Source organism: Paenibacillus xylanexedens (genome assembly GCF_017874615.1).
GTDB classification, from domain to species: domain Bacteria; phylum Bacillota; class Bacilli; order Paenibacillales; family Paenibacillaceae; genus Paenibacillus; species Paenibacillus xylanexedens.
Genome location: NZ_JAGIKV010000006.1, coordinates 260,434 through 278,421, shown reverse-complemented (window position 1 = coordinate 278,421; position 17,988 = coordinate 260,434). Strand labels below are relative to the sequence as shown.

The 17,988-nt window shown below is 45.0% G+C and carries 18 protein-coding genes and 1 other annotated feature; of the genes, 11 read left to right on the top strand and 7 right to left on the bottom strand.

The window, feature by feature from the left end; all coding sequences use genetic code 11:
- Positions 1 to 80: 80 nt before the first annotated feature.
- The gene (locus tag J2Z28_RS10590) at positions 81 to 782 is read left to right on the top strand and encodes a pseudouridine synthase (protein WP_211082447.1); all 702 of its coding nucleotides are present in this window, start codon (positions 81 to 83) and stop codon (positions 780 to 782) included.
- A gap of 71 nt (positions 783 to 853) precedes the next feature.
- Here J2Z28_RS10590 and J2Z28_RS10585 read toward each other — a convergent pair whose 3' ends face one another.
- The 3 genes from J2Z28_RS10585 to J2Z28_RS10575 form a co-directional block, all read right to left on the bottom strand.
- On the bottom strand, positions 854 to 1,792 hold the full coding sequence (locus J2Z28_RS10585; RefSeq protein ID WP_211082446.1) for a DMT family transporter: 939 nt from the start codon (positions 1,790 to 1,792) through the stop codon (positions 854 to 856).
- On the bottom strand, positions 1,789 to 2,640 hold the full coding sequence (locus J2Z28_RS10580) for an AraC family ligand binding domain-containing protein (RefSeq protein WP_211082445.1): 852 nt from the start codon (positions 2,638 to 2,640) through the stop codon (positions 1,789 to 1,791). Before J2Z28_RS10580 ends, J2Z28_RS10585 begins: the two co-directional genes overlap by 4 nt.
- A 224-nt stretch (positions 2,641 to 2,864) precedes the next feature.
- Entirely contained in the window at positions 2,865 to 3,980 is a 1,116-nt protein-coding gene (locus J2Z28_RS10575) for an NADH:flavin oxidoreductase (protein ID WP_244988213.1), read from the bottom strand.
- A gap of 223 nt (positions 3,981 to 4,203) precedes the next feature.
- Between J2Z28_RS10575 and J2Z28_RS10570 the strand changes: the two genes are divergently transcribed.
- The 7 genes from J2Z28_RS10570 to tyrS all read left to right on the top strand — a co-directional run bounded on the left by J2Z28_RS10570 (position 4,204) and on the right by tyrS (position 11,740).
- A complete protein-coding gene (locus J2Z28_RS10570; protein WP_211082443.1) occupies positions 4,204 to 4,785 on the top strand; it encodes a TetR/AcrR family transcriptional regulator in 582 nt (193 codons plus the stop codon).
- 54 nt (positions 4,786 to 4,839) lie between these two features.
- Positions 4,840 to 5,139, top strand: a complete 300-nt coding sequence (locus J2Z28_RS10565; protein ID WP_211082442.1) for a Dabb family protein — start codon at positions 4,840 to 4,842, stop codon at positions 5,137 to 5,139.
- Positions 5,140 to 5,185: 46 nt separating this feature from the next.
- Positions 5,186 to 5,980 carry an NRDE family protein gene (locus J2Z28_RS10560; protein ID WP_211082441.1) on the top strand — a complete coding sequence of 265 codons (795 nt, stop codon included), beginning with the start codon at positions 5,186 to 5,188 and terminating at the stop codon, positions 5,978 to 5,980.
- A gap of 297 nt (positions 5,981 to 6,277) precedes the next feature.
- Positions 6,278 to 7,594 carry a nucleobase:cation symporter-2 family protein gene (locus J2Z28_RS10555; protein WP_211082440.1) on the top strand — a complete coding sequence of 439 codons (1,317 nt, stop codon included), beginning with the start codon at positions 6,278 to 6,280 and terminating at the stop codon, positions 7,592 to 7,594.
- A gap of 313 nt (positions 7,595 to 7,907) precedes the next feature.
- Positions 7,908 to 9,377 carry a protein adenylyltransferase SelO gene (locus J2Z28_RS10550; protein ID WP_211082439.1) on the top strand — a complete coding sequence of 490 codons (1,470 nt, stop codon included), beginning with the start codon at positions 7,908 to 7,910 and terminating at the stop codon, positions 9,375 to 9,377.
- Between the two features lie 208 nt (positions 9,378 to 9,585).
- Complete coding sequence (locus tag J2Z28_RS10545; RefSeq protein ID WP_211082438.1) at positions 9,586 to 10,035, top strand: DMP19 family protein; 450 nt, start codon at positions 9,586 to 9,588, stop codon at positions 10,033 to 10,035.
- A gap of 98 nt (positions 10,036 to 10,133) precedes the next feature.
- Positions 10,134 to 10,361, top strand: a binding site (T-box leader).
- Between the two features lie 116 nt (positions 10,362 to 10,477).
- Positions 10,478 to 11,740 (top strand): tyrosine--tRNA ligase, encoded by a 1,263-nt coding sequence (gene tyrS / locus J2Z28_RS10540; RefSeq protein ID WP_211082437.1) that lies wholly within the window; start codon positions 10,478 to 10,480, stop codon positions 11,738 to 11,740.
- A gap of 156 nt (positions 11,741 to 11,896) precedes the next feature.
- Here tyrS and J2Z28_RS10535 read toward each other — a convergent pair whose 3' ends face one another.
- The 4 genes from J2Z28_RS10535 to J2Z28_RS10520 form a co-directional block, all read right to left on the bottom strand.
- The gene (locus J2Z28_RS10535; protein ID WP_211082436.1) at positions 11,897 to 12,175 is read right to left on the bottom strand and encodes a YxcD family protein; all 279 of its coding nucleotides are present in this window, start codon (positions 12,173 to 12,175) and stop codon (positions 11,897 to 11,899) included.
- A gap of 5 nt (positions 12,176 to 12,180) precedes the next feature.
- The gene (locus J2Z28_RS10530) at positions 12,181 to 12,684 is read right to left on the bottom strand and encodes a hypothetical protein (protein WP_026081018.1); all 504 of its coding nucleotides are present in this window, start codon (positions 12,682 to 12,684) and stop codon (positions 12,181 to 12,183) included.
- Positions 12,685 to 12,782: 98 nt separating this feature from the next.
- Positions 12,783 to 13,349, bottom strand: a complete 567-nt coding sequence (locus J2Z28_RS10525; protein WP_211082435.1) for a PadR family transcriptional regulator — start codon at positions 13,347 to 13,349, stop codon at positions 12,783 to 12,785.
- A gap of 173 nt (positions 13,350 to 13,522) precedes the next feature.
- Entirely contained in the window at positions 13,523 to 14,098 is a 576-nt protein-coding gene (locus J2Z28_RS10520; RefSeq protein WP_211082434.1) for a beta-class carbonic anhydrase, read from the bottom strand.
- Between the two features lie 350 nt (positions 14,099 to 14,448).
- On the opposite strand from J2Z28_RS10520, the gene J2Z28_RS10515 reads away from it, so the two are divergent.
- The 3 genes from J2Z28_RS10515 (at position 14,449) to J2Z28_RS10505 (ending at position 17,951) form a co-directional block, all read left to right on the top strand.
- Positions 14,449 to 15,963, top strand: coding sequence for a carboxypeptidase M32 (locus J2Z28_RS10515; protein WP_211082433.1), 1,515 nt, complete (start codon positions 14,449 to 14,451; stop codon positions 15,961 to 15,963).
- Between the two features lie 159 nt (positions 15,964 to 16,122).
- Complete coding sequence (locus J2Z28_RS10510; RefSeq protein WP_211082432.1) at positions 16,123 to 17,127, top strand: ABC transporter substrate-binding protein; 1,005 nt, start codon at positions 16,123 to 16,125, stop codon at positions 17,125 to 17,127.
- A 29-nt stretch (positions 17,128 to 17,156) separates the two neighbouring features.
- Positions 17,157 to 17,951, top strand: a complete 795-nt coding sequence (locus tag J2Z28_RS10505; RefSeq protein ID WP_211082431.1) for an ABC transporter ATP-binding protein — start codon at positions 17,157 to 17,159, stop codon at positions 17,949 to 17,951.
- The last annotated feature ends 37 nt before the right edge of the window (positions 17,952 to 17,988 follow it).

Below are 17,988 nucleotides of genomic sequence, written 5' to 3'. Positions count from 1 at the left end.
CTAACTCATTGCACAAAGCGAATGAACATACCAGCACTCTAAGCACCAGTGGCAATACTATAGATGAGAAGCGGTGACACATGTTAATTAACAAATACATAAGTGAAACGGGATTCTGCTCCCGCAGGGAAACGAACCGTTTAATTGCGGCCGGACGCATAACGATCAATGGCAGGGTATGTGAAAAAGGGGCGGAAGTTGAACCTCACGATGTGGTACTCATTGATGGCAATCAGATTCCTCGTAATGACAGCGAACCTGTCTACATTGCTTTGAACAAACCCATCGGTATTGTCTGCACAGCAGCAGAACATGTGGAGGGGAACATCATTCAATATATGAATTATCCTTCTCGCATATTTGCGATAGGCAGGTTGGATAAGGCATCTGAAGGGCTGATTTTGCTTACGAATGACGGAGGCATTGTGAACAAGATGATGCGTTCGGAGCATAATCATGATAAAGAATATGTAGTGACTGTAGACAAACCCGTACCCGACGAATTTGTAAAGTCCATGTCTAAAGGCGTTGAAATTCTGGACGTCGTGACCAAGCCCTGCGAAGTGTATAGGCAAAGTGACAATGTATTTCGTATTATTCTGACACAAGGTCTCAACCTGCAGATCCGCAGAATGTGCAAAGCCTTGGGATACCGAGTCCTCAAGCTGGAGCGTGTACGAATTATGAATATTACGCTGGATCAACTCGAGCGGGGGCAATGGCGTCATCTGCAGCAAGAGGAACTGGAGATTCTGATGTCTCAATTGAATGAGATAAAATGAATGACTTCTGCTACATGTCAACGGTGCTCACACACGATGTCCAGTTATATCAGTGAAAAATGAAGCAAACACTAACCCCTATGCGGATTAGTGTTTTTGTTGTTAAGCTTATGTCCTTTTCGCTCTGAAATGTAAGAGCCAAATAGGGTTAAGAACGCACCGAGTACAATCACCCAGGTTATCTGCTCTTGAAGAATCAGTGCAGATGACACAACAGTAATGACGGGCACCAGATAGATATATACGCTCGTTTTGATAGCTCCGAGAAGATTCACGGCCCGGTTCCAGGTCACGAAACACAACGCGGAGGCACCCAGACCGAGGTAGAGAATATTGGAGAGATTGGTCATGTTCGTGAAGCGTCCGAGTTCCCAATGGAATTCAAACAGGAATAGAGCTGGTAGCATGAAGATCAGGCCATAGAAGAATACTTTGCGAGTCGCGCCAATGGTGTGATAACGAAGCTGGCCAATTTTCCGCATTAACACAGAGTAGATCGCCCATACCGCAGGTGCTATGAAAGCAAGCAGATCACCTATCGGATTCAGTTGCAGAATGAAACTGCCGTTCAGTGCGATGAGTATTATGCCGCTCAAGGCAATCCCGAATCCGATAATGAAGCGGCGAGTCAACTTCTCGCCATCTAAGAAGAAGTGTGCGAGCACGGCAGTGAAGAACGGGGCAATGGAGACAATAACACCCACGTTGGAAGCTGTTGTGTACACTAGAGCAATATTTTCAATAAGAAAATATAACGTCACCCCACATAGTCCTGCTCCAATAAATAACCATTCTTCTCTGAATGAGGCAATCCGCAGTGAACGTGGAGAGATCAATAACAGTACCAAATACCCGATCAGGAAACGGAAAAATAAAATTTCCACTGGAATAAAGTCAATCAACAGAACCTTCGTCGAGACAAAGTTAGTTCCCCAGATCAGTATAGTAAACAAAGCGAGTAAATGTCCGGTAGAGGCTCTAGTGTTTTGATGATCAAGATGACTTGTCATACGATGTTAGTGGTGATTCGTTTCAACTCCGAATCGTGATTGAAAATACGTCTATATTGCTTGGGTGTCAGGCCAATCAGTTTTTTGAAAAAATTCGTAAAATGGCTCTGGTCACTGAATCCTGTCTGTGCAGCTACTTCAATCGGCAGCAGACCTTGTTCCAGCAGACGTTTGGCTTGATTAATGCGAATCGTTTCCAGGTAGCGGTAAGGTGATATCCCTTTCTGGCGAGTGAATAAACGCAGCAGGTGGTACTTACTCATCTCTGTCAAATCGGCCAACTCGTTCAGCGAGATGCTCTCCATGTAATGAGCTTCTATGTAATCACATATACGTCTAATCTCTACGGTAACATCCTGAGTGGAAACAGGCGGTTCAGCATCCGAATAATCTCGCAGCAATTGATCCAGTAGTAAGAGTAACAATTCTTCTTTGCAGAAATCCGATTGCTCTTCCAGAATCATCTGATGCAGCTCGTGCAGGGAACCCACAAGTTCACTCTGGTAGAGAACGGGGGATGTAAACCGTGGCAAGTAAGCTTGTCCAGTAATCTCTCTCGCATACTCTCGCATAACCTCAGGCTGGACGTTGATACAACGATAATCAAGGGTTCTGCCATCGACTTGTTCGCAGGCATGAGGATCATGTGGATTAAAGACAATCATATCTCCGCTATTCAGAATATATTCTTCGTTGTTGCAGACGAGGTGTCGCTTGCCTTGTTCAATGAATCCAATGACATAATAGTCATGAAAATGATTGGGAAACTTCTGCATAATGCCTTCAAATTGATAAGCTTCTAGCAATAGATCGGTATCAAATACTACAGTCCGGACTTCCCGAGTCATGATGCACCTTCTTTCTGGTAAGTAAGGTCATTATAGGTTGCAAAGAAGGAATTTTCTTGAACGATATTGCTATTGCTCGAAGTGTTTGAACGGACAGATATCTCTAAAAACAAAATACCCGCAATCCCGGAGGGAAAGCGAGCCCTTTGCTAAGTATAGTTGATTCATGAGTTCAAGCCTATATATATGGGAGAGAAAGTCTCTGGAACAATTAGTAATTGTTCTTAGTCTAACATAGCGAGTGCTTCAGGTGTAAAAGCTTGAATCTCGGATACGCGTCCTTCACGTATTTTGGCACCCCATGCCGGATCACCAAGGAGTGCACGTCCCACAGCTACCAGATCAAATTCCTGTTGCTCATATCGCTTCATGAGTTCGCCCATACCTGGATGTGTTGCTTTATCTACTCCTGCTTCAGGCTCATCTGGCATACCCACAGAACCGACTGTAATAGTGGTTTGACCACTCAGTTCTCTTACCCAACCTGCAAATCCAAGCTCAGATCCTTCGAACTCGGGCTCCCAGAAGTGTCGTGTCGAGCAGTGAAAGATATCTACACCTGCGTCAACTAACAAACGAAGGAATTGTTCCAATTGTTCGGGGGTGTCGAACAGTCTGGCTTGATAATCATTCATCTTCCATTGGGAAATCCGCATCGCAATAGGGAAATCAGGACCTACCGCAGCACGAACTGCCATTACAAGTTCAACCGCGAATTGAGTTCGTTTCTGAAGGTCACCACCATAGCGGTCCGTTCTCCTATTCGTTGTTTTCCAGAAAAACTGATCGATCAGAAAACCATGTGCACCATGAAGCTCAATTCCGTCAAAACCAATGCTTTGCGCATTGGCTGCTGCATCTGCATAAGCTTGAATCACAGTTGCAATCTCCGCCTCCGTCATTGGCTCACCTACTTGAGTACCTTCCATATCGAGTCCTGATGGACTCAGTGACGCAGCTTCCGGGTGTGGGTTAGATCCTGAAGGACGAACGATTCCCATGTGTAAAATCTGCGGAAAAATCTTGCCGCCGGCTTCATGAACATGTTCGACCACTTCAGCCCAGCCTTGAAGAGCTGCTTCTCCATACATATGAGGGATTCTAGGCTCACTTGATGCAGACGGATGCTCAATCGTCGCACCTTCGGTAATAATGAGTCCAACACCATGCTCGGCACGCCGACGATAATATGCGGCTACATCGGGGCCCGGGACACCGTCCGGGGAAAAAGCACGAGCCATGGGGGACATGACGATGCGCGAGGACAGGGTTAACTTTTTAACAGTGTATGGTTGAAACAGAAGCTCTGTAGAAATAACGTTATGTTGTTGATTACTCAAACTAAGCACCTCCATTATTATGCACCTTCAAGCGGGTACGAGTGCAATCTTAACAAGGTCTATCGGCATGCTCAACCAACAATCGGAGCAATTTGTTGCTTAAGCGAAAGACACGGATTATTGTATGGTGTCTGTGCACTTACTTTTACTTGTTGAACAAATAACACTTATCTATAATGAAGGAGTCTAACCAAATATTTTGTGCACAAAGGAGGATTGGGACATGTCTGGTGTATTGTCTCCAAACTCGAACGATCCACGTGTGATCCGCACGCGTCAATTAATTCTTGATGCATTTTTGAACCAATTGAATCTTAAAAATTTCAACAGCATTACGATTCAAAACATTACGGAACAAGCCACAATTAACAGGGCTACATTTTACGCCCATTTTCAGGATAAATATGCACTGCTTGAAGCCTTGTTATCGGATGCTTTTATGGAATATGTAACGAAAAGGGTGGACCCGGATGCCCGGTTTTCAGCCGAAACCATACAGCAGCTTATATTTTCATTATGTGATTATCACGTCTCAAGTAATGGATGCATCAAAAAATATGAGACAGTTGCACCGATTATTGAAGAAAACATCAAGACACAGCTAGAGCAATTCCTTCTTGAATTAATGAGCAAAGTAGCGGGGGATGTAGATCCCAAAACGCTGAAAATTACGGCAACCATGCTAAGTTGGTCGATCTATGGAATGACATATCGATGGAATATGGAAGGCGGGCAGGAATCTCCGGCTGAATTAGCCAACAGAGTGGTCCCCTATATGATGGGCGGATTGGAATTGTTGAATTGACTTCATTTAACGAAATTGCCTTACTATTCGAATGGACATGGGAGGAATAACAAGATGTTTGAACATTTGGTTGTTTTTAAATTTAACGATAAAACCACACTAGCCAAACAGCAGGAATGGGTGGATCAATTGCTCGCGTTACAGGAACAAATCCCGGGGATTGTCGGGCTGACCGCAGGAATCAATGCAACGGAAGAAACGGACCGTATTCAAGGTTACACGATTGGCTTGCGAGTGACGTTTGAAGATCAGGAGGCATTACGCGCCTATGGTCCACATCCTGCTCATCAGGCATTTGTAGCTTCCCTCGATGGTTGGGTAGAAGATGTCATTGTAGTTGATTATACGATATAAAGGTGCGAAATCAGAGGTTTAATGAATATAGGAGTTGAAGATTCCCATGTGTTTAATTTTATTTGCTTACAACATGCATCCAAAGTATCCGCTTATATTGGGATCAAATAGGGATGAATTCTATCACAGACCTACGGCTCAAGCACACTATTGGGAAGATCATCCTCATATATTGGCTGGCCGGGATTTGTCGAAAATGGGAACCTGGATGGGCGTAACCATAGAGGGGCGTCTGGCTGCTGTCACGAATTATCGTGATCCGAATGAAGATGTACATGCCAAGGGCTCAAGAGGAGATCTGGTTGCTGATTTTTTAAAGGGAACGTCCACACCTGAGCAATATATAAAACACGCGGAGAGAAGTCGCAATGATTATCCTGGCTACAATTTGTTAGTAGGTGATCCTGACGACCTCTATTATTATTCTAATGTGGGTAATGTTGTGATGAAGTTGAAACCTGGAATATACGGGATTAGTAATCACTTGATTAATACAGATTGGCCCAAGGTGAAACGTGGGAAAGAAGGGCTGGAGAAAATCATCCAAGGGGAGGACGAAGCTATCCTGACAGAAGAAATATTAGGTTTGTTGCAAATGGCAGACCCTTCAGTGGATGAGCTTTTACCCCATACAGGTGTTCCATTGGAATGGGAACGTTTGCTTTCTCCCATCTTCGTTAAAAGTGAGAAATTCGACTATGGGACCAGAGCTTCATCCGTTGTCCTGATGAACAGAGAAGAAGTGTTTTTTACGGAGAGGGTTCACCAGAACGGAGAGGTCATGGAGCAACGTTTTAACATCAAGCTCTTAACTCGACAAGCTGAGAATAGGAAAAATTGATGTTCTGACATTATGCATTTACATGAATCACTGAAGTTAAATCCAAAGTTCATGTTTTCATTGCTTCTGAGTGTAAAGAGTACTTTCGTTATTCTGTGTTAACTAATATAACGCGACGTAAACCGTTTGAGAGTACCTTTTGTATAACACGCCCAATTTTAGTTGGGCTCTTTATCTCTTATCACAATTCTATGTTATGAATCATGGAACTTCCCTGAATAGTTTATATAATGTGAATCAACATAACATGATTTTGCAGCGGTTCGGTTGATTCTAATTTCAGGGGGGCAACGTGGGATGAAAGAAACCAAAAAGATGAGAGTTTTTTCACTGGGGATTCAGCACGTACTCGCGATGTATGCGGGAGCAATTCTGGTGCCTTTGCTTGTGGGCAGAGCACTAAATCTGACTGCAGAGCAGTTGGCATATCTGGTATCCATTGACCTGTTAACGTGTGGGATTGCAACATGGCTTCAGGCTCGGAAAGGGAAGTACTTGGGTATTGGGTTGCCAGCGGTGCTCGGAAGTTCTTTTGTAGCGGTGACACCGATGATTGCAATTGGATCGCAGTACGGAATTCCCGCCATTTATGGGTCGATCATCGCAGCGGGGTTATTTATCGTCATCTTTGCCGTATTTTTCAGCAAAATCGTCAAATTGTTTCCGCCAGTTGTGATCGGTACAGTGGTAACCATCATCGGTCTTGCGTTAATCCCAACCGGCATTAAAAACATGGCGGGTGGAGCAAACAGCGAGAATTTCGGAAGTTTGGATAATTTGGCGCTTTCATTTGGCGTATTACTTTTTATTCTAATCCTGAATCGATATGCTCGCGGGTTTGTTAAATCCCTGGCTGTTCTCCTTGGTATTATTGTGGGAACCCTCATCGCAGCCATCATGGGAAAAGTGAATTTTGCCTCTGTACAGGAAGCCTCTTGGTTCCATTTACCTCAACCCTTTTACTTTGGATGGCCTACCTTCGAAATCGGTCCAATCATTACAATGATTATTGTAGGTACGGTGGTTATCATCGAATCAACAGGTGTATTTATGGCTTTGAGCAAAATCTGTGATCAACCGATCAACGAAAAAGATCTGGCACGGGGATATCGCGCAGAAGGTCTTGCGTTTGTCCTGGGCGGCATCTTTAATGCCTTTCCATACAATACATTTGCACAGAATGTTGGTTTGGTTCAGCTCTCCAAAGTAAAAACGACCAATGTTGTTGTTGCAGCTGGAGGTATTCTGGTCTTTCTGGGACTCATTCCGAAGGTAGCGGCTTTTGCAACCATTATTCCAAGTGCTGTCCTCGGTGGAGCGACTGTTGTCCTGTTCGGAATGGTCGTCTCATCCGGGATAAAAATGCTGCAAAACGTCGACTTTGGCAAACAATCCAATCTATTGATCGTGGCTTGCTCCGTTTCACTTGGGCTCGGTGTTACTGCTGTACCCGATCTGTTTGCTCAGCTTCCTCAAAGTATTCGGATTATTGTTAGCGATGGTATTATAACGGGAAGCCTGTCAGCGATCCTGCTTAATGTTTTCTTTAACCTTGCTTTGAAAAAAGAGAGCGTGCCAGTACAGCCTGTACAGGCTCAAGAAGCACACACGTAATCCTTGTAATAACAGACGTGTCATCTATAGTAGTAAGTGGAATGGATCCAAGATGGTTTTCTGGGAAGTGGAATGCAAGAGAATGATTCCACTTGGCAAAGAAACCTCTTGGATTTTTTGGTGCTTACGATTCATGAGGAATGCAAAAGGCATGCAAATATGCTAAAGTTTCATCAAGAACATTTAATATGTTCGTTTAAGTCAACAACCTCTTCAATTGAATTTCCATGCGACTACATAAATGAGCATTGGTTCACAAGGCTACAATATAACCAAGGGATATCCCTGGTGCAGAAAAGGAGTTGTGATCACCATGCAACAAGAAACGTTGAACAAAGGGTGGAACTTGGAGAATAGTTATGCGCAGTTACCGCAACCCTTTTTTACAAGTCAGGGCGCAGTGCCTGTTGAATCACCAAAACTGATCATTTTCAATAGATTGATTGCATCCAGCCTGGGACTGGATGTGGAGTCTCTTGACAGTGATGAAGGAGCGCAAATTTTTGCAGGTAATTCGATCCCGGAAGGAGCCGAGCCTTTGGCTCAGGCCTATGCAGGACATCAATTTGGCAATTTTAACATGCTTGGAGATGGGCGTGCTTTGCTGCTGGGTGAACAGATTACGCCACAGGGCGAGCGAGTGGATATCCAGCTGAAAGGTTCAGGGAGAACACCGTACTCTCGTGGAGGAGATGGACGTGCTGCTGTAGGGCCTATGTTACGAGAGTATATTATTAGTGAAGCGATGTATGCACTGGGTATTCCAACGACTCGCAGTCTGGCAGTGGTGTCTACAGGAGAAAACATTATCCGCGAAACAGAGCGGCCTGGTGCCGTATTGACCCGGGTGGCTTCCAGTCATATCCGGGTAGCAACCTTTCAGTACGCAGCAAGATGGGGGTCTATTGAAGATCTTCGGGCGTTGGCTGATTACACGTTGAATCGACATTTCCCTAAGGTTGCCCAAGCCGAAAATCGCTATCTTTTGTTCCTTCAGGAAGTGATTAAGCGGCAGGCGGCACTCGTTGCCCAGTGGCAGCGTGTTGGTTTCATTCATGGCGTGATGAACACGGATAACATGGCGATCAGTGGTGAGACCATCGATTATGGTCCGTGCGCCTTTATGGATGTTTACAATCCTTCGACCGTATTCAGCTCCATTGACAGACAAGGTCGCTATGCGTATGGCAATCAACCGTATATTGCCGGGTGGAATTTGGCTCGTTTTGCCGAGACGCTTCTGCCGTTGTTGCATGAAGATGAAGAACAGGCCGTGCAACTCGCTCAGGATGCCATCGCACAATTTTCTGAATTGTACCATCATCATTGGCTCAAGGGAATGCGTGCCAAACTGGGCTTGTTGGATGAAGAGGCCGAAGATGAAGCGCTGATTAAGGATCTTCTTGAACTCATGGAGAAGCATAGTGCAGATTACACCAATACGTTCTTGGCATTGACCTTTGACAGGTTCGAAGGAACAACTTTGTTTGGCACGACAGAATTTGCTGAATGGAATGAGCGGTGGCAAGCAAGATTGGACAGACAGGAAGGGGAGAAGGAAGTCTCTAGGCAGTTGATGAGAACAAGCAATCCAGCGGTCATCCCCCGCAATCATCGGGTCGAGGAAGCTCTTGAGCGAGCGGAGAACCACGGAGATCTTAGCGTGATGCAGAAGCTTTTGGCAGTTCTTTCAGATCCGTTTGAGCACTCACCTGAGCAGGCTGAATATGCCGAACTACCAGCCCAATGCAATACTTCGTATCAGACTTTTTGTGGAACCTGATTGAACAGTATGGAATGAAGAGGCTGCCTTCGGCAGCTTTTTCATTTTTTCATTCTGTCATCGATGTTAGTACATCTTTCCCTGGGGAACAGATACAGAACTAGGAGGATTGTTGAAAAGACATGGCGTGGATAATAAACAAACGCATTTGAACTATACAAATGAAGTGATGAAGGAACTGAGCAAATAGAAAAGTGAGGTGTGTTACGTGAGTGAGCAAGATATTAATGATGTATGGTATGAATATGCTGTGTTATTTGTCGAAAAAAAGAATGAATCTGAACAGGGCTGGGCATCGTTGACTTCGAACGAGCAGGACATTGCAGCTTTATGGTTATTAGAGGCGGATGTCTTTAACGGCGGTTTTATACAGTTTTTCTGTAACTGGGGGGAAGAGGTATACCGTTACGCGTTGCGGGCATTACATATCATTGATGCGACTCAAGTCGTGGAGATTATAACGTCAGCATACGGCTGTATTGAGCATCTGAAAGAGGATGAAAGGCTTACTGAACTGTGGGATATTCCGAAATTCCTGACAAAGGAACAAGAGCAGCATTTAGATGCGCTGGATCAGCAGTTTTGGAACAATGAGGATCAGATCGCGGAGAAAGCCTATGGTTATTATTACGGAAAATTGAACATGATGATTATATAATCTGGTTTCAACTATGCATCCGTTGTTCTGTTCGAAGATTAATACTTGGTCTTGCAATGACTGAAACGTTCGGCTATACTTGCTATAAATTGAATACATGAATCACGTTGATAGAGCGCAGTAGCGGCTTTGTCCCTGTTACAGAAAGTCAGGGGTTGATGGAACCTGATACATACAAGGGCTGCGAATTACACTCTGGAGTACTTGGGTAATGCCAAGCGGATGGGCAAACGATATATTGCCAAAAGTGGTATGGATAACGTGTTAAGGTCACGTGTTGTCCATGCAATTTGGGTGGTACCACGGTTATGATAATCGTCCCTGTGTCTAATGAAGACAAGGAGGCGATTTTTTTGTGTCCAAAAAAGCCGTTCCAGCGTGTAATTTCGTAATTTAACGTAGATCATGACTGAATCTTGAGGATAGAAAAGGGGTTATACAAATGAATATTATTGATGAACTACAGTGGCGTGACGCCATTAACCAGCAGACAGATGCAGAGGGACTGCGTGAGTTGACTGAAACTAAATCAATCTCACTATACTGCGGCGTTGACCCTACGGGGGATAGCATGCATATCGGACATCTCATTCCATTCATGATGCTGAAACGTTTTCAACTGGCAGGACACCGTCCAGTTATTTTGATTGGTGGAGCTACAGGTACGATTGGTGATCCAAGTGGTCGGCAGGCAGAACGTTCTTTGCAAACGATGGAGCAAGTGCAGGAGAATGTGGATGCACTTACAGCGCAGATGAAGAAGTTGTTCGTAACAGACGGTGATAATCAGGTTCGCATGGTCAACAACTACGATTGGACGCACAAAATCAATGTGATTGAATTCTTGCGTGACTACGGCAAAAACTTTAACCTTAACACAATGTTGGCTAAGGATGTGGTTGCGAGCAGACTGGAAGGCGGAATCTCGTTCACCGAGTTTTCCTACCAGATCCTTCAATCACTCGACTACCTGCACCTGTTCCAAAACGAAGATGTACAGCTTCAAATCGGTGGTTCGGATCAATGGGGTAACATCACAAGTGGTCTCGATCTGATTCGTAAAAAAGAAGGATCTGAAGCGAAGGCGTACGGTCTGACCATTCCACTCATGCTCAAATCAGACGGAACCAAATTCGGTAAAACAGCTGGCGGCGCAATCTGGCTTGACCCGAACAAAACGACACCATTTGAGTTCTACCAGTTCTGGGCGAATACAGATGACCGTGATGTCATTAAATACTTGAAATACTTTACTTTCCTCAGCAAAGAACAAATCGAAGCTTTGGCTGAAAAGGTAGAGACAGAGCCGCACAGACGTGAAGCACAGAAAGCACTCGCGGAAGAAATGACAAAATTCGTTCACGGCGAAGAAATGCTCGAACAGGCTAAACGTATTACAGCGGCGCTGTTCAGTGGTGATATCCGTTCCCTGACAGCAAATGAAATCGAGCAGGGCTTCAAGGAAATGCCAACATTCGAAACGGACGGCGAAGCGAAAAATATCGTCGACTGGCTTGTAGATCTGGGGCTGGAGCCATCCAAACGCCAGGCGCGTGAGGATGTCACTAAAGGCGCTATCTCTATGAACGGTGAGAAAATCACAGAGCTTGAATTCACAGTCTCGGCAGAGCATGCCATTGGCGGTAAATTCATCATTATCCGTAAAGGTAAGAAGAACTACAGCCTGGTTAAACTTCAGTCGTAGTGTCCAAGAAATAGAATGTAATAAGGACACGTATAGAGACTGCAATAGACACACAAATAAAACCACAAATACAGAAACAAAAAGACCGTCTTCCATCTCTGTCAGGCGACAGAAGGGAGACGGTCTTTAGTATAACAGGTCATTGCTTGACCTAGTTTATTGATTGACAATTGCTGTGATTTCTTCATCCAGATCAAGTCGTACATCCTCACGGTACGCCCGGATGTTGTATTCATTGTGCAAGTAACGAAGAATCGCTTCAATCATATTGGACTCGACCAGATATTGACTACGGCCTTGAATCCAAACTTCAGCGGAATAACCTGTATCTTCTTCCCAGCTCAGTTCTACATTCACATCGGTTGGACGTACACCCTTACGTTCTGCCATATGAATACAGATTGCATTCACAATTTCATCCATGCTCAGAACCATAGAGATTAGTACCGTCCGTTTCTGTTACGGTCATCATCACGATCATTGCGGCGGTCATAACGACCATCCGCTGCAGGTTTGCGACGATTGGAGATGGCTCTGAAGAGTGCCATAGCCAGCATAACAATCAACATAATTGCTGCAACGTTCACGAGCAATCCAAGGATGTTACCCAGAGCGCCCATGCCACCGAACAATCCGCCGAACATCATACCAGCAAGACCACCAAGCATCATGCCTTTCATGAATCCGCCGCCACCGCCGAAGAATCCACCACCACGAGTTGCAGCTGCACCAGTACCGGATTTATTACCGGAATTGGATTGATTCACGTTACTGTTGGAGTCGGATTTCTTAGGTGTATTGCTATAACTTTTTGTGCCAGATTTGAATCCGCCACCACGTCTTGCATCCGCAGAATCCGGATTCGTTACTCCCACTGTTGCGAACAATAATGTAAAGGCCATAAATACCATCATTAGATGTTTAACTCCGAATTTTTTCTTCATTGTAAAGATCGTAACCCCCCGATTAATTTGTTTGAATCGCCCAAAAATGGGCCTTACTCATGTAATACGGTCAACTTGCAGGAACGTTTCAAATTTTATTAACTTTCTGAAACGCTTGGACTTGGGTCTTGAATTGCAGCTTGGCCATCAAGCAATTGGGTAACCCAATGACACCATTCCAGGCCTGTTTGCGCGTGCATTAACCCTTTTTGTACCAGGATGTAGCTTCCAAAATCTCGGTTGCCTACACGAAGATTATCCAGAGGTATACGTGACTTCAGTTCCTCGAAATAACGTATGCGTTCCATAAACCAGCTTTTACGCTCATTTAGAATACGTCTCATGCTTCCGTCTTCCGCTATGCCAACACACAAAATACGCAAATTAAATTCATCGCGTGTAACCGGTGCGGTAACAGGAGTAATCATCCATTCCAAGAGCTTTTCAATGCCTTTTTCCGTAACTGCGTACATTTTCTTGTCTGGTTTGTCAGACTGTTGTACCCAGCGGGAGGCCAATAACTCATCGTTTTCCATCTTGGACAGGAGTGGATAGATCTGGCTGTGTTTTGCCTGCCAATGTGGCTGGATTTTCAGCATCAGATCATAGCCCGATGACTCCTCGCGGGTAAGCAGCCCGAGCAATCCGTAGGAAAGTATGTTCATGCACATGTCTCCTTAATATTAGGGCTAGGTCAGAGAGAACAATCGTTTTACTTTCTTTGACCGCTTTCATAAAAAGTGTACACTGAAACTGTATGGTTTGACAACCTGACAGAACAACTGCCTTAATTTAGACAAAAAAAGTGCGAACCATAAGGTCCGCACTCCAAACCATTTTAGAGAGATGCCTGTTGTCCATACCCCTCAGCGACAAGATCAAGCTCACCTGTGGCAGAATCGATGACCATGCCGTGGACGGGTACATTGGGAGGAAGTAAAGGATGCTTCTTGATCACTTCCACAGTATGTTTTACCCCTTCTTCGACGCTGTCAAACCCACGCAACCATTTTTGCAAACGGATGCCCGAATTCTCCAGAGTAGTCATGACTTCTTCCGATACACCACGCTCTACCATATGTCCAATCATGGTTTCTGCGTGAAGTGAAGCCATACCACATTCTGTATGTCCCACTACCAGGACTTCATCTGCACCCAGCTCATAGATGGCGACAAGTACACTACGCATGACAGATCCAAAGGGCTGAGAAATAATTGCGCCAGCGTTTTTAATAATTTTTACATCGCCATTTTTCAGGTTCATGGCCTTGGGCAGCATTTCCACCAGACGTGTATCCATACAAGTGATGATGACCATCTTTCTGGTTGGATACTTGCCTGCCGTATACTTTTCGTATTCTTTGCTCTCGACAAATGTTTTGTTGTAAGCCAAAATCTCTTGAATGTTGTTCATGTCCATTGCCTCCTGTTATCCAATACGACGAGCACGGCCACTTGCATTCGATGCAGCTTGTCCTACGCGCCTTTGCGTTAATAGTATTTCACGGTCAGCAGATGGCATTAATCCAAACCTTTTAGAGGTTGTTCAAAAAGTCCACTTTTGATTACGAATCATGCCTGAGGGCATCATCAGCATCAAATTTGAACGCCATTTCTATCTTCTCGGTAATGAAAACCAGACTTTTTGAACACGTATCTTTAGGAGAATAATGCAATTTTCATCTGTTAAAAGTTGATTATACGCAATGCAAAAAGTATCATCAATAGGGTATAACATTTTTTTTGAAGAGGTGAACGATAACAATGGATAAACAAACACAGGAACATTTGGAATCCTTCCGTAATCTGACTCGTAAAATTAAGAGCTATCATGAAGCCATTGGTTTGCTTCACTGGGATCTGCGCACAGGTGCGCCGAAAAAAGGCGTTCCGACTCGTTCCGAGACGCTGGGTATGTTGTCCACCGAAGCATTCAAGCTGCAAACCTCGGCTGACATGAAGACTTACCTGGATGCATTAACGACTCCAGCGGTATTGGAACAGCTCGAAGATATAGATCGTCGTCAGGTTGAAGATTGCAAGAAAGAATATGATCGCAGTCAATCCGTACCACCTGAGAAAGTACAAGCATATACCGTGCTCACGGCCAAGTCAGAAACGGCATGGGAAGCTGCTAAGCATAACAGTGATTTTGCAGGTTTCTCCCCATATCTAACAGATATCGTTAAGCTCAAACAGGAGTTTATTGATTATTGGGGTGTGAAGGATACACGTTATGATACGTTGCTTGATATGTATGAACCGGATCTGACGGTTGAGAAAGTGGATGCTGTATTTGCCCGCCTCAAAGCACGTTTGGTGCCTCTACAAGAGAAGATTAATGCTTCAGAAAACAAGCCGAATACAGAGTTCCTGAATCAGTTGTTTGACACCGAACAGCAGGAAAAATTTAGTCTGTTCATCTTGGAACAAATGGGCTATGAATTTGAAGCTGGACGATTGGATGAGAGTGTTCATCCTTTTGCAACGGGTCTTAACCCGGGTGATGTGCGAATCACAACACATTATCTGCAAGATGATGTAGCAAGCGCAGTCTTCAGTTCACTACATGAGGGCGGACATGCCCTGTATGAGCAAAATATTGATGACAGTCTGGCGGGTACCCTTCTTGCCGAAGGAACGTCCATGGGGATTCATGAGTCCCAGTCCCGTCTTTGGGAAAACATGATTGGTCGCAGCCTGCCATTCTGGACACGTTATTACAAAGATTTGCAGCAGCATTTCCCGCAACTGAGCGAGGTTGAACTGGAAGATTTCTATCGTGCAATCAACCGGGTGGAGAGTTCACTCATTCGGATTGAAGCGGATGAACTGACCTATAACCTGCACATTATTATCCGGTATGAGATTGAGAAAATGTTATTCAATGATGGTCTGGAAGTGAAGGACCTGCCGGAGACCTGGAATGCAAAATACAAGGAATACCTCGGTATTATGCCAACGAATGATGGAGACGGCGTTCTTCAGGATGTTCACTGGTCCGGTGGTGACTTTGGTTACTTTGCTTCGTATTCTCTGGGTAATATGTATGCAGCTCAAATTCTACATACATTGCGCAAGGAAATGCCGGAGTTTGATACCCTTATTGCCGAAGGTAATCTGATTCCAATTAAGGAATGGCTCACAGACAAGATCTATCGGTATGGCAAAAGTCGTACACCTTCCGAATTGATTGTTGCGATAACGGGTGAAGAATTGAACCCGGATTATCTGGCCGATTATCTGGAAGCCAAATACGCCGAGATTTACAAGCTGTAGGTAACCCATAAATAACATATTGAATAACATTTTGAAGAGCTGAAGAGTCGGGCATCATTGCCCGGCTCTTTTTTGCATTTAAGTTCTTAACCTTTTGCTGGGCATCGGCATATCCATAATAGAGAGAAACTGCTGAAACCAGTGAAGGAGGGAAACAACATGAAATACACGCCATGGTTCGTCCGGGGCATCGTGATTCTGCTGATTATCATTGTGGCGCTCACCAGCTGTAATAAGGAAGAGAATGAAGCCAAGATTACGATTGGTGAAGTGACTCGTTCGGTATTTTACGCACCGGAGTATGTGGCTGTGGCTCAAGGTTTTTTTGAAGAGCAGGGACTTGAGGTGGAGATTCAAACGACTGCTGGTGGTGACAAAACGATGGCGGCATTACTCGCGGGTTCGGTGGATATCGCACTGGTAGGGGCGGAGACGTCCATATATGTCTATCAGCAAGGAGCGGAAGATCCGGTCATTAACTTTGCCCAGCTCACCCAGACGGATGGTACATTTCTGTTCGCTCGTAACACAGAAGGTAGCTTCGATTGGGAGCAACTGAGGGATTCCACATTTCTCGGTCAACGCAAAGGCGGCATGCCGCAAATGGCAGGGGAGTTCGCACTGAACAAACATGGCATTGATCCGCAAAGTGATCTGGAGCTGATTCAAAATGTAGACTTTGCTAACATTGCGTCTGCTTTCGCCTCAGGCACGGGAGATTATGTTCAACTGTTTGAACCCCAGGCATCCATCTTTGAACAAGAAGGTCGGGGTAAGGTTGTTGCATCGTTTGGCACAGAAGGTGGTCTTCTGCCTTACACCGTCTTCATGACGAAACAGAGTTATCTTAACGACAATAAGGATATCGTACAGAAGTTTACGAATGGTCTATACAAAGCGCAGGCATGGGTGGATTCCCATACGGCTGAAGAGATTGCTGAAGTCATTTCTCCTTTTTTCAAAGACATCGATCCAGCCATTTTGGTAAGTAGTGTGAACCGTTATAAGGAACAGGGCAGCTATGCAACGGATCCGATCATTGATGAGGAAGAGTGGAACAATCTGCTTGATGTCATGAGTGCCGCCGGAGAGTTGAAAGAACGTGTGAATTTGAATGCCATCGTGGATAATGCCTATGCGGAAGAAGCTACGAAATCAAAGTAATGGGGTATTCAGGAAAGGAAGTGAGCAGAATGCCTGAATCCGAAAGTGTGATCCGACTGGAGGGGATCTCTCAAGTATACGTCAGCGAGCGGGAAGCTTCCTTGGTGATTGAAGACTTGAGTCTGGAGATCCAAAAAGGAGAGTTCGTTAGTCTGGTTGGACCGAGTGGATGCGGTAAAACGACATTGTTGTCGATCATCGCCGGGCTGCTCACACCCACCCGAGGAGAGGTTAAGGTTAAAGGCAAGCCCGCTCCCGGCCCCTCAGCACAGATTGGTTATATGCTGCAACAGGACTATCTGTTTCCATGGCGGACCATTCTGGATAATGCATTGATTGGTCTTGAACTGACAGGCAGACTGGATGAACGGAGCCGTGAGCATGTACGGGAACTGCTGGTAAGTATGGGGTTAGCTGGAACGGAGAATCAGTACCCGTCAGAACTTTCAGGGGGTATGAGACAGCGAGTGGCTCTGGTGCGCACGTTGGCAACCGATCCGGGGATTTTATTGTTGGATGAACCATTCTCAGCACTTGATTATCAAACCAAGCTGCAATTGGAGGATCTGGTCTCGGACACGTTAAAACAGTTTGGCAAAACATCTGTTCTCGTCACTCATGATTTGTCTGAAGCCATTGCGGTCAGTGACCGCGTCATTGTACTGGATCGCAATCCGGGCCGCATCCGTCGTGAATTTATCATTCCCGATGGAATTCGTAAATCTCAGCCGTTTCATGCCAGGGAGCAAGAAGGATTCAATGCGTTGTTTCAGGCTTTGTGGAGTGAACTGGATCAGTCCGGGGGAGGTGAGGAAGACGCGTGAATCCAATGAATCCGAAGCAGGAAAAGCGTGACGAATG

Coding starts and splice junctions, on each gene's coding strand:
- J2Z28_RS10530 (WP_026081018.1), bottom strand. CDS start 12,684: ATGAAGAAAAAATTCGGAGTTAAACATCTAATGATGGTATTTATGGCC.
- J2Z28_RS10590 (WP_211082447.1), top strand. CDS start 81: ATGTTAATTAACAAATACATAAGTGAAACGGGATTCTGCTCCCGCAGG.
- J2Z28_RS10535 (WP_211082436.1), bottom strand. CDS start 12,175: ATGGTTCTGAGCATGGATGAAATTGTGAATGCAATCTGTATTCATATG.
- J2Z28_RS10555 (WP_211082440.1), top strand. CDS start 6,278: ATGAAAGAAACCAAAAAGATGAGAGTTTTTTCACTGGGGATTCAGCAC.
- J2Z28_RS10505 (WP_211082431.1), top strand. CDS start 17,157: ATGCCTGAATCCGAAAGTGTGATCCGACTGGAGGGGATCTCTCAAGTA.
- J2Z28_RS10570 (WP_211082443.1), top strand. CDS start 4,204: ATGTCTGGTGTATTGTCTCCAAACTCGAACGATCCACGTGTGATCCGC.
- J2Z28_RS10510 (WP_211082432.1), top strand. CDS start 16,123: ATGAAATACACGCCATGGTTCGTCCGGGGCATCGTGATTCTGCTGATT.
- J2Z28_RS10515 (WP_211082433.1), top strand. CDS start 14,449: ATGGATAAACAAACACAGGAACATTTGGAATCCTTCCGTAATCTGACT.
- J2Z28_RS10525 (WP_211082435.1), bottom strand. CDS start 13,349: ATGAACATACTTTCCTACGGATTGCTCGGGCTGCTTACCCGCGAGGAG.
- J2Z28_RS10560 (WP_211082441.1), top strand. CDS start 5,186: ATGTGTTTAATTTTATTTGCTTACAACATGCATCCAAAGTATCCGCTT.
- tyrS (WP_211082437.1), top strand. CDS start 10,478: ATGAATATTATTGATGAACTACAGTGGCGTGACGCCATTAACCAGCAG.
- J2Z28_RS10550 (WP_211082439.1), top strand. CDS start 7,908: ATGCAACAAGAAACGTTGAACAAAGGGTGGAACTTGGAGAATAGTTAT.
- J2Z28_RS10585 (WP_211082446.1), bottom strand. CDS start 1,792: ATGACAAGTCATCTTGATCATCAAAACACTAGAGCCTCTACCGGACAT.
- J2Z28_RS10580 (WP_211082445.1), bottom strand. CDS start 2,640: ATGACTCGGGAAGTCCGGACTGTAGTATTTGATACCGATCTATTGCTA.
- J2Z28_RS10520 (WP_211082434.1), bottom strand. CDS start 14,098: ATGAACAACATTCAAGAGATTTTGGCTTACAACAAAACATTTGTCGAG.
- J2Z28_RS10565 (WP_211082442.1), top strand. CDS start 4,840: ATGTTTGAACATTTGGTTGTTTTTAAATTTAACGATAAAACCACACTA.